Raw genomic sequence first — 9,204 nt, 5'->3', positions numbered from 1 at the left:
CCGCGCCGAACTCGCCCATGGCCCGCGCGTTGCACAGGATCACGCCGTAGATCAGACCCCACTTGATGTTGGGCAGGGTCACGTACCAGAAGGTCTGCCAGCCGATCGCGCCCAGCACGATGGCGGCCTGTTCTTCGTCGTTGCCCTGGGCCTGCATCAGCGGGATCAGCTCGCGCGCGATGAACGGGAAGGTCACGAAGATGGTGGCCAGGATGATGCCGGGCACGGCGAACACGATCTTGATGTCGTGCTCCATCAGCCAGGGGCCAAACCAGCCCTGCGCGCCGAACACCAGCACGTAGATCAAGCCCGCCACCACGGGCGAGACCGAGAACGGCAGGTCGATCAGCGTGGTGAGGAAGGACTTGCCCCGGAACTCGTACTTGGCAATGGCCCAGGCCGCCGCCACGCCGAACACCAGGTTCAGCGGCACGGCCACGGCCGCGGTCAGCAGCGTCAGGCGGATCGCCGCCCAGGCGTCGGGCTCTTTCAACGCTTCCCAATAAGCGTCCCAGCCCTTGCGCAGGGCTTCGGTGAACACGGCCGCCAGCGGCAGTACCAGGAACAGAAACATGAACACCAGCGCGATGCCGGTGAGCAGGTAGCGGATCCAGGGCGCTTCGGTGGTACCGCGCTGGGCGGTGCGAACAGTGTTCTGGCTCATTGGGAGTTACCTGCCGAACGCTTGCGCTGCCAGCCTTGCAGGCCGTTGATCACGAGCAAAAGCGCAAACGAGATGACGAGCATCACGGTGGCCACGGCGGTGGCGCCGGCGTAGTCGTACTGCTCCAGCTTGCCGATGATGATCAGCGGCGTGATCTCGGAGACCATGGGCATGTTGCCGGCGATGAAGATGACCGAGCCGTACTCACCGACGGCGCGCGCAAAGGCCATGGCAAAGCCGGTCAGCAGCGCGGGTGCGATGCTGGGGAAGATGACGCGGCTGAAGGTCTGCCAGCGCGTGGCGCCCAGGCAGGTCGCAGCTTCTTCCAGTTCTTTCTCGGCGTCCTCCAGCACCGGCTGCACCGTGCGCACCACAAACGGCAGGCCGATGAAAATCAGCGCGATCACCACGCCGTTGGGGTTGAAGGCGAGCTGGATGCCGTGCGGCTCCAGCAGCGAACCGACCCAGCCGTTGCCGGCCAGCAGGGCGGTGAGCGAAATGCCCGCCACGGCGGTGGGCAGCGCGAACGGCAGGTCCACCAGCGCATCCACGATCTTCTTGCCCGGGAACGGGTAACGCACCAGCACCCAGGCCACCAGCAGCCCAAACACCACATTGACCAGGGCCGCGATGAACGAGGCGCCAAAGGTCAGGCGGTAGGACGCCAGCACGCGCGGCGAGGTGACCGCCTCCCAGAACTGCGGCCAGGTCAGGGTGAAGGTCTTGAAGACCAGCGCCGAGAGCGGGATCAGCACGATCAGGCTCAGGTAGAAGACCGTGAAGCCCAGCGTGAGGTTGAAGCCCGGCAGCACGCGCGCGCTGCGGCGAACAACGAAGGAAGGGGCCGTCGCGACGGACAGCGTGGCAGTGGTCATGAAAGATCCAAAAAAAGCGAGGTCAGATCCGGCGCGACGTGCCCCCACCAGGGGCACCGCGGAACCGGCTGTGCCGGGCCGCCCGTGCCACCCCCTTGGGGGGTGACGCGAAGCGGCGCGGGGGGTGTCATGTCACGCTGCGCGTCGCAACAGCTCGGCCGGGTCCACCTCCACCCCCAGCTGCGCCAGCAACTGAAGACCCAGCGGCCATTCGCCAAAGCCCGCTGCCACGTTGATGTGGCCGGCGTTCTCCAGCCGCACGAATGCGCTGCCCCAGGCCCGGGCGTATGCGCCGGCCAGGCGCACGGGGCAATACGGGTCGTTGCCGCTGGCGACCAGGATGCTGCGGTAGGGCAGGCGCCGGTGGGGCACGGGCGCGAAATCGGCCAGTTGCGAGCGCCGCTCCGGATCGGCCGGCGCCACCAGCAACGCGGCGCTCACGCGCGCGGCCGCCTCGGGCGGCAGGTGGGCGGTGGTGATGCAGCCCAGGCTGTGGGCCACGATCACCACCCGCTCCCCCCGGCTGGAGAGGATCTCTTCGGTCAGCCGGTCCACCCAGTCTTGCCGGCGCGGAAACAGCCAGTCGCCCTGCGCGACGCGGCGCGCATGGGGCAGCCGGGCCTCCCACAGGCTCTGCCAATGCGCGGGCTCGGAGTTGCGCCAGCCCGGCACGATGAGGATGCGGTCCGGGCTCATTTGCGCGTGTAGATCTGGTCGAACGAGGCGCCGTCGGCGAAATGGTCCCTGGCCGCCTTCTCCCAGCCACCGAAGGCGTCGTCGATCTTGAACAGGTTGAGCTTGGGGAACTGCTTGCCGTACTTGGCCTGCGCCTTGGCCGAGATGACCGGGCGGTAGAAGTTCTTGCCGATGATGTCCTGGCCTTCCTCGGAATACAGGTACTCCAGGTAAGCGGTGGCGACGGCACGCGTGCCCTTCTTGTCGACGTTCTTGTCGACCACGGTCACCGCCGGCTCGGCCAGGATGGAGATCGAGGGATACACCACGTCGAACTTGGTGTTGAACTCCTTGTCCAGCAGGTAGGCCTCGTTTTCCCAGGCGATCAGCACGTCGCCCTGGTTGCGCTGGGCGAAGGTGATGGTGGAGCCGCGGGCGCCCGTGTCGAGCACCGGCACGTTGCCGTACAGCTTGGCCACGAAGGCCTTGGCCTTGCTGACGTCACGGTTCGGGCCGCCGTACTTGCGCAAAGCAAATTCCCAGGCCGCCAGGTAGTTCCAGCGGGCACCGCCCGAGGTCTTGGGGTTGGGGGTGATGACCTTCACGTCGGGGCGGATCAGGTCGTCCCAGTCCTTGATGCCCTTGGGGTTGCCCTGGCGCACGGCCAAGATGATGGTGGACGCGTAGGGCGTGCTGTTGTGCGGCAGGCGCTTTTGCCAGTCTTTCGGAATCCAGCCGCCGTGGGCGTTGAGCGCGTCGGTGTCGCCGGCCAGGGCCAGGGTGGCGACGTCGGCGTCCAGGCCGTCGATGATGGAACGGGCCTGCTTGCCCGAGCCGCCGTGGCTCTGCTTGATGGTCACGTCCTGGCCGGTCTTGACCTTCCAGGCCTTGGCGAAGGCGGCGTTGAATTCGACGTAGAGCTCGCGCGTCGGGTCGTACGACACGTTGAGCAGGCTCACGGGGGCGGGCTGTGCAAAGGCCAGGCCGGCGCTGGCGGCCAGGGCGGACGCGATGACGGCGGCGGTGAACGTGCGGCGGGTGTTCATGGTTTTGCTCCGGAAAAGTGGTTCAACGGAGCGGATCATGAAAGCCGCGCATCAAAACTGGAACGAATACGTTCTCAGTTGTTTATGAAGAAAACAGCTAAGCAGCGCGCATTCACGTCGCTATGGCGCCCATCAAGACAATCGAATTCCAATGTGTGATAGTTTTTGACAAACTACCACCCATTCCCGATTGCCCCCACAGGAGCCCACCCATGACCGCCCTCATCCGCCAAGTCCGCCCCGTCTGGTTGCAGATGCAACAGCTGGACCTGCCGGTGGCGCCGCACGCGCTGCGCAACGCGCTGCTGGCCCTGAGCGTGGGCCTGTTGCTGATGGCCGGGCTGGCCGCGGGCAGCACCTTCTGGGCGCCCACCCGCGTGTGGTGGGACGCCACCGGCGCCAGCAGCGGCATGACGGCCGGGGTGCAGGCCTCGCTGCTGGCGGCGCTGGCCACCGCCGTGGGCGCCCTGCCCGTCTTCCTGGTCGAGCGCGTGAGCAAGCGGCAGGAATCGGCCTTCATGGCCTTTGCCGCGGGCGTCATGCTGGCCGCGGCCATCTTCGCGCTGCTGCTGCCGTCGCTGGGCGCCGGGCGCGCGCTCATGGCGGCCACCGGTTCGCACGCGATCGGGGCGGCGGCGCTCACCGCCGTGGGCCTGGCCCTGGGCATGGCGCTGATGATCGCCATCGACCGCTTCACCCCGCACGAACACGCCGTGCTGCCGCCGGCGGCGCACGGCCACGCCATGCCCCACGCCGACGCCCACACCGCCGGCCAGCGCGCCTGGCTCATGGTGCTGGCCATCCTGATCCACAACGTGCCCGAAGGCCTGGCCGTGGGCGCGGCCTACGCCGGTGGCGCGCTGGGGGTGGCCGGCGCCGACGCGGTGAACGCGGGCGCATCGGTGGCGCTGGCCATTGGCCTGCAGAACATGCCCGAAGGCCTGATCGTCGCCATGGCCCTGCGCACCCTGGGCCAGAGCGCCGGCCGGTCCTGGGCGGTGGCCGCGCTCTCGGGCCTGGCCGAGCCCTTTGGTGCCATCGTCGGCCTGGCCGTGCTGGGCAGCCTGCCCGCCTTCTACCCGGTGGGGCTGGCGGTCGCGGCCGGCGCCATGATCTTCGTCGTCAGCCACGAGATCATTCCCGAGACGCACCGCAACGGCTTCGAGGGCATGGCCTCGGTCGCGCTGATGGCGGGGTTCATCTTCATGCTGCTGCTCGACGCCGCGCTCTGAACACGGACCCTGCGCTGCGTCATGACCGGGCGCCGTCGCGGGCGTACCATGGCCCGCATGAACGTCCATCTGCGCTTTCTCGGTGCTGCGGGCACCGTCACCGGCTCCAAATACCTCGTCGAGTTCAGCGGCCAGAGCCTGCTGGTCGATTGCGGGCTGTTCCAGGGCTACAAGCAGCTGCGCCTGCGCAACCGCGACCCGCTGCCGGTGCTGCCCAACCACATCGGCGCCGTGCTGCTGACGCACGCGCACCTGGACCACAGCGGCTACCTGCCGCTGCTGGCCAAGGAAGGGTTCCACGGCAAGGTCTGGTGCACGCCGGCCACGCGCGACCTCGCGCAGATCCTGCTGCCCGACAGCGGCCACATCCAGGAAGAAGACGCCGCCTTCGCCAACCGCAAGGGATTTTCCAAACACGCGCCGGCGCTGCCGCTCTACACCGAAGGCGATGCGCTGGACAGCCTCAAGCTGCTGCGCACCGTGCCCATGGGCCAGCCGTTCGAGCCGCTGCACGGCTGGACCGCGCAGTTCTTCCGCGCCGGGCACATCCTGGGCGCGGCCAGCCTGCTGCTGGAGGTGGGCGGCAAGCGCATCCTGTTCTCGGGCGACCTGGGCCGCCCCGACGACATGCTGATGCTGCCGCCCGACCCGCCGCCCGCCGCCGACGCGGTGGTGATCGAGTCCACCTACGGCGACCGCGAGCACCCCGACGAGGACACGCTGGCCGAGCTCGGCCCGGCCCTGCAGCGCGTGGCCGCGCGCGGCGGCACCGCCGTGCTGCCGGTGTTCGCGGTGGGGCGTGCGCAAGAGATCCTGCATGCCATCGCGCTGCTCAAGGCCAACGGCACGCTGCCGCACAGCCTGCCGGTGTACCTGGACAGCCCCATGGCCATCCACACCACCGACCTGTATGAGCGCCACCTGGGCGAACACCGCCTGAGCGCCGCCCAGTGCCACGACATGGAGCACGTGGCCAAGATGACGCGCTCGACCGACGAGTCCAAGGCCATCGCACAACAGCACGGCCCCAAGGTCGTGCTGGCCGCCGCCGGCATGGCCACCGGCGGGCGCGTGCTGCACCACCTGGTGCAGTACCTCGGCCACCACCGCAACATGGTCATGCTCACCGGCTACCAGGCACCGGGCACGCGCGGCGCGGCGCTGGGCGATGGCGCCAAGAGCGTCCGCATCCACGGACAGGACGTGGCCGTGCGCGCCGAGGTGGTGCAGATGCGCTCGGCCTCGGCCCACGCCGACGCCAGCCAGCTCATGGACTGGCTGCGCGCCCTGCCCCAGCCGCCGCACCGCGTGTTCGTCACGCACGGCGAGATGGGCGCGTCCGACGCGCTGCGCCACCGCATCGAGACCGAACTGCGCTGGCGCGCGATGGTGCCGGAGCACGGCAGCACCTGGGCTGTATAGGTAGTGCCCCCCTGCGCCGCTGACGCGGCTTCCCCCCTGCTGCGCGGGGGGACGGCCCCTGTGGCCGGGCCAAGCCCGTTCCACGGGGCCCCTGGCCTTGGGGGCACGTGCGCCGGAGGCGTTACGCTCTTGCCCATGCGTTCCATCACCCCTGCCCTGCTGCTGATTGCAGCACTCGCTCCGTCGGCCTTTGCCCAGTCGGCCTCCCCCGACTTCACCCGCTGCATCGAGAGCCTGCGGGGCGATGCGCGCGCCGCGCGTGTGCAGGACGAGGCCTTCACACGCTTCACCCAGGGCCTGGTGCCCGACATGAGCGTGGTCGAGAAGCTGGACTACCAGCCCGAGTTCCGCATGCCGATCTGGGACTACCTGGCCGCGCTGGTGGACGACGAACGCGTGGCCGACGGGCAGGCGCAGCTGGCGCAGCACGCCGAGGTGCTGGCGAAAGTGGCCGAGCGCTACGGCGTGGACCCGGCCACCGTGGTCGCGGTCTGGGGCGTGGAAAGCAACTTCGGCCGCAACTTCGGCAACTACCCGCTGGTGCAGGCGCTGGGCACGCTGTCGTGCCACGGCCGGCGCCAGGCCTTCTTCCGCGGCGAGCTGTATTCGGCACTGCGCATCCTGCAGGCCGGCCACATCGCGCCAGAACGCCTGGTGGGCAGCTGGGCCGGCGCCTTCGGTCACACCCAGTTCATGCCCACCACGTTTGAACGGCTGGCGGTGGACTTCGACGGCGACGGCAAGCGCGACCTGATGGACAACACCGCCGACGCGCTCGCCTCCACGGCCAACTTCCTGAAGAAAGCCGGCTGGCAGAGCGACCAGCCCTGGGGCTTTGAGGTCAAGCTGCCCGAAGGATTCAACGCCAATGGCGAAGGCCGCCGCAGCAAGCGCCCCATCGGCGACTGGATCGCACGCGGCCTGACGCAGGTGGACGGCGCGCCGCTGTCCCGCGACCTGGGCAGCGCCGGCCTGATGCTGCCCGCCGGCCCGCAAGGCCCGGCCTTCCTGGTGTTCAAGAACTTCGACGCCATCTACAGCTACAACGCCGCCGAAAGCTACGGCCTGGCCATCGCCCACCTGGCCGACCGCCTGCGTGGCGCCGGCCCCTTCACCACCCCCTGGCCCACCGACGACGCTGGCCTCTCACGCGCCGAACGCCGCGAACTGCAGGGCCTGCTGGTGCTGCGCGGCCACGACATCGGCGCCATCGACGGCGCGCTGGGCGAAAAAAGCCGCGCCGCCATCCGCATCGAGCAGGCGCGGCTGGGGCAGGAGGTCAGTGGCCGCGGTGGGCAGAAAATTTTGCGGGCGTTGCGCGGCGGCTGACCGCCGCCCCGTCCCGCACGCGCACGGCTTAGCGGCAGGTCTCGCCTCTGGACGGCGTGTAGCACTGGGCGGTGCGGCCCCGGGCACACACCTGTTGACCCATCCCGCACACGGTGCCGCTCTGGCAGCTTTCGCCCCGGCTGGGGGTGTAGCAGGACGCGCCCCACGGGCCCAGACAAGCGTTCTGTCCGGCGGTGCAGACCACCCCGTCGGTGCAGCGCTCGCCGGCGCTGGGGGTGTAACAGCGCTCCCCATGCCCACCCCGGCAGGCCTGCTGCCCCGCGCCGCACACCAGGGGACCCGACACGACCGGCGGCCGGTGCGGCAGCCGGTGGACCGGCACCGTCTCCACCAGCACCGGAACGACAACTGGAACGGGAATAAACACCGGGTCGGTTTCGATCGGCGCGCTGGCGCACCCGGCCAGCAACAGCCCGAGGGACAGCAGCCCTGACACCACCGCGAACCTCGCCTGGCGCGGCATGGCGGCTTCCGTGGTTGTTTGCATGTCCGTGTCCTCCTGCTGCCCGGCGCGCGCGGACCCCGCTCAGCCCAGCTTCACCGCCGTCCCACTGACGGCCACCATCATCATGCCGTTGGTCTCGCCCAGCACCTCGTAGTCGAAGTCGATGCCGATCACGCCGTTGGCACCCAGTTCTTTCGCGGCCTCGGTCAGGCCTTCCAGGGCCGCGTCACGCGCCCCGGACAGCGCGCGTTCGTAGCCGCCCGCGCGGCCGCCGACCACGTCGCGCACCGACGAAAACATGTCGCGGAAGATGTTGGCGCCGATGATGGCTTCGCCGTTGACCACGCCCAGGTACTGGCTGCGCGGGATGTCCGGCGGCGTGGTGGTGCTGAGAAAAAAACCGTCGGTGCTTTTGGAAAACCAGCCCATGTGAATGCTCCCGGTGAATGGGGTTGACGCACCCGGTCGCGGATGCGCTTTCATTCTGCCAGCCGCTGCGCTTGTGACGGGGTGTTGGTCGGCGCGATACTCGGTGCATCCCCAACCCCACCCCCAAGAATCATGCAAGGCCATCCCGACGTCATCGCCTGCCTCGTCGATCTGCTGCGCGGCGAGCTGGCCGCGCGCGACCAGTACTTCGTGCATTCGCGCACCTACGAAGACCAGGGCTTCAGCCGGCTGTTTCAGCGCCTGGACCACGAGATGCAGGAAGAGACGCAGCACGCCGATGCGCTGTTGCGGCGCATCCTGATGCTCGGTGGCCGGCCCGACATGCGGCCGATGGCGTTTGAACCCGGCCTGAACGTGCCCGAGATGCTGCGCAAGGACCTGGACACCGAGTACGAGGTGCGCAGCCGCCTGCAGGCCGCCATGGCGCTGTGCGAGCGCCTGCGCGACTTCGTCACGCGCGACATCATCCAGGCGCAGTTGAACGACACCGAAACCGATCACGCCTACTGGCTGGAGAAGCAGCTGGGCCTGATCGACCAGCTGGGCCTGCCGAACTACCTGCAGTCACAGGCGCGCTGAGCCACCCGCGGGTTCAGAGCCAGCCGAACTGCGCGCGCACCTCGCGCGCGGTCGCGTTCACCGGTGCCGACGGGGCCTGCACGTATTGCCGCAGGTTGGTCGCGCGCACACCGCCACCGTCCTGCCCGAGCACGGCCACACCCTTGAAGCGCCAGCCCCGCTCGCGCAGGCCGGCCACATAGGTCTGGGCATCGGGGTAGTCCATCAGGTCGGTGTGCACGGCGACCGGCAGCAGGCTGAACAGCACCGCGTCGCAACGCGAGCGGTGTACTTCCTGCACGAATTCGTCCAGCGTGGTGCGGGTGTTCTGCAGCGCACCGACGCGCGCGTAGAAGCGCACCGGTCGGCCCGATTGCAGCTGGATGTCGCGCACGCTGCGGTTGAAGCAGCCGGTCAGGCTGCGGATGACGGAGGTCTTGCGGGTGTTGGCGTTGCCAATGAGGAGGTAGGCGTCCATCCGGGCATT

At 69.0% G+C, this 9,204-nt stretch carries 11 protein-coding genes; 4 read left to right on the top strand and 7 right to left on the bottom strand.

Going from position 1 to position 9,204, the window contains the following annotated elements; all coding sequences use genetic code 11:
- The 4 genes from cysW to RMP09_RS18585 form a co-directional block, all read right to left on the bottom strand.
- A partial coding sequence (gene cysW / locus RMP09_RS18600; protein WP_310567465.1) for a sulfate ABC transporter permease subunit CysW occupies positions 1 to 664 on the bottom strand: 664 nt, incomplete at its 3' end.
- Positions 661 to 1,539, bottom strand: coding sequence for a sulfate ABC transporter permease subunit CysT (gene cysT / locus RMP09_RS18595; RefSeq protein ID WP_310567464.1), 879 nt, complete (start codon positions 1,537 to 1,539; stop codon positions 661 to 663). The genes cysT and cysW, both read right to left, overlap by 4 nt.
- 132 nt (positions 1,540 to 1,671) lie before the next feature.
- Positions 1,672 to 2,235, bottom strand: coding sequence for an alpha/beta hydrolase (locus RMP09_RS18590; protein WP_310567463.1), 564 nt, complete (start codon positions 2,233 to 2,235; stop codon positions 1,672 to 1,674).
- Complete coding sequence (locus tag RMP09_RS18585; RefSeq protein ID WP_310567462.1) at positions 2,232 to 3,260, bottom strand: sulfate ABC transporter substrate-binding protein; 1,029 nt, start codon at positions 3,258 to 3,260, stop codon at positions 2,232 to 2,234. The genes RMP09_RS18590 and RMP09_RS18585 overlap by 4 nt, the downstream gene beginning before the upstream one ends.
- Before the next feature lie 212 nt (positions 3,261 to 3,472).
- On the opposite strand from RMP09_RS18585, the gene RMP09_RS18580 reads away from it, so the two are divergent.
- The 3 genes from RMP09_RS18580 to RMP09_RS18570 all read left to right on the top strand — a co-directional run bounded on the left by RMP09_RS18580 (position 3,473) and on the right by RMP09_RS18570 (position 7,243).
- Complete coding sequence (locus RMP09_RS18580) at positions 3,473 to 4,492, top strand: ZIP family metal transporter (protein WP_310567461.1); 1,020 nt, start codon at positions 3,473 to 3,475, stop codon at positions 4,490 to 4,492.
- Positions 4,493 to 4,549: 57 nt separating this feature from the next.
- Complete coding sequence (locus RMP09_RS18575) at positions 4,550 to 5,914, top strand: MBL fold metallo-hydrolase (protein WP_310567460.1); 1,365 nt, start codon at positions 4,550 to 4,552, stop codon at positions 5,912 to 5,914.
- Positions 5,915 to 6,049: 135 nt separating this feature from the next.
- Positions 6,050 to 7,243 carry a lytic murein transglycosylase gene (locus tag RMP09_RS18570; RefSeq protein ID WP_310567459.1) on the top strand — a complete coding sequence of 398 codons (1,194 nt, stop codon included), beginning with the start codon at positions 6,050 to 6,052 and terminating at the stop codon, positions 7,241 to 7,243.
- Between the two features lie 28 nt (positions 7,244 to 7,271).
- Here RMP09_RS18570 and RMP09_RS18565 read toward each other — a convergent pair whose 3' ends face one another.
- Positions 7,272 to 7,751, bottom strand: coding sequence for a hypothetical protein (locus RMP09_RS18565; RefSeq protein WP_310567458.1), 480 nt, complete (start codon positions 7,749 to 7,751; stop codon positions 7,272 to 7,274).
- A 39-nt stretch (positions 7,752 to 7,790) separates the two neighbouring features.
- Positions 7,791 to 8,138 (bottom strand): heavy metal-binding domain-containing protein, encoded by a 348-nt coding sequence (locus tag RMP09_RS18560; protein ID WP_310567457.1) that lies wholly within the window; start codon positions 8,136 to 8,138, stop codon positions 7,791 to 7,793.
- 132 nt (positions 8,139 to 8,270) lie between these two features.
- Here RMP09_RS18560 and bfr point away from each other — a divergent pair, with 132 nt between their 5' ends.
- The gene (gene bfr / locus RMP09_RS18555) at positions 8,271 to 8,738 is read left to right on the top strand and encodes a bacterioferritin (protein WP_310567456.1); all 468 of its coding nucleotides are present in this window, start codon (positions 8,271 to 8,273) and stop codon (positions 8,736 to 8,738) included.
- Between the two features lie 13 nt (positions 8,739 to 8,751).
- Here the strand turns inward: bfr and RMP09_RS18550 are convergent, their stop codons facing one another.
- Positions 8,752 to 9,195 carry a hypothetical protein gene (locus RMP09_RS18550; RefSeq protein ID WP_310567455.1) on the bottom strand — a complete coding sequence of 148 codons (444 nt, stop codon included), beginning with the start codon at positions 9,193 to 9,195 and terminating at the stop codon, positions 8,752 to 8,754.
- Between the last annotated feature and the right edge of the window lie 9 nt (positions 9,196 to 9,204).

The sequence above is a fragment of the Hydrogenophaga sp. genome (assembly GCF_031426985.1).
Classification (GTDB): Bacteria; Pseudomonadota; Gammaproteobacteria; order Burkholderiales; family Burkholderiaceae_C; genus Hydrogenophaga.
Note: the sequence above shows the minus strand (reverse complement) of the source record. Positions and strands in the feature narration are given on the sequence as shown.

Coding starts and splice junctions, on each gene's coding strand:
- RMP09_RS18550 (WP_310567455.1), bottom strand. CDS start 9,195: ATGGACGCCTACCTCCTCATTGGCAACGCCAACACCCGCAAGACCTCC.
- RMP09_RS18560 (WP_310567457.1), bottom strand. CDS start 8,138: ATGGGCTGGTTTTCCAAAAGCACCGACGGTTTTTTTCTCAGCACCACC.
- RMP09_RS18585 (WP_310567462.1), bottom strand. CDS start 3,260: ATGAACACCCGCCGCACGTTCACCGCCGCCGTCATCGCGTCCGCCCTG.
- bfr (WP_310567456.1), top strand. CDS start 8,271: ATGCAAGGCCATCCCGACGTCATCGCCTGCCTCGTCGATCTGCTGCGC.
- RMP09_RS18570 (WP_310567459.1), top strand. CDS start 6,050: ATGCGTTCCATCACCCCTGCCCTGCTGCTGATTGCAGCACTCGCTCCG.
- RMP09_RS18580 (WP_310567461.1), top strand. CDS start 3,473: ATGACCGCCCTCATCCGCCAAGTCCGCCCCGTCTGGTTGCAGATGCAA.
- RMP09_RS18590 (WP_310567463.1), bottom strand. CDS start 2,235: ATGAGCCCGGACCGCATCCTCATCGTGCCGGGCTGGCGCAACTCCGAG.
- cysT (WP_310567464.1), bottom strand. CDS start 1,539: ATGACCACTGCCACGCTGTCCGTCGCGACGGCCCCTTCCTTCGTTGTT.
- RMP09_RS18565 (WP_310567458.1), bottom strand. CDS start 7,751: ATGCAAACAACCACGGAAGCCGCCATGCCGCGCCAGGCGAGGTTCGCG.
- RMP09_RS18575 (WP_310567460.1), top strand. CDS start 4,550: ATGAACGTCCATCTGCGCTTTCTCGGTGCTGCGGGCACCGTCACCGGC.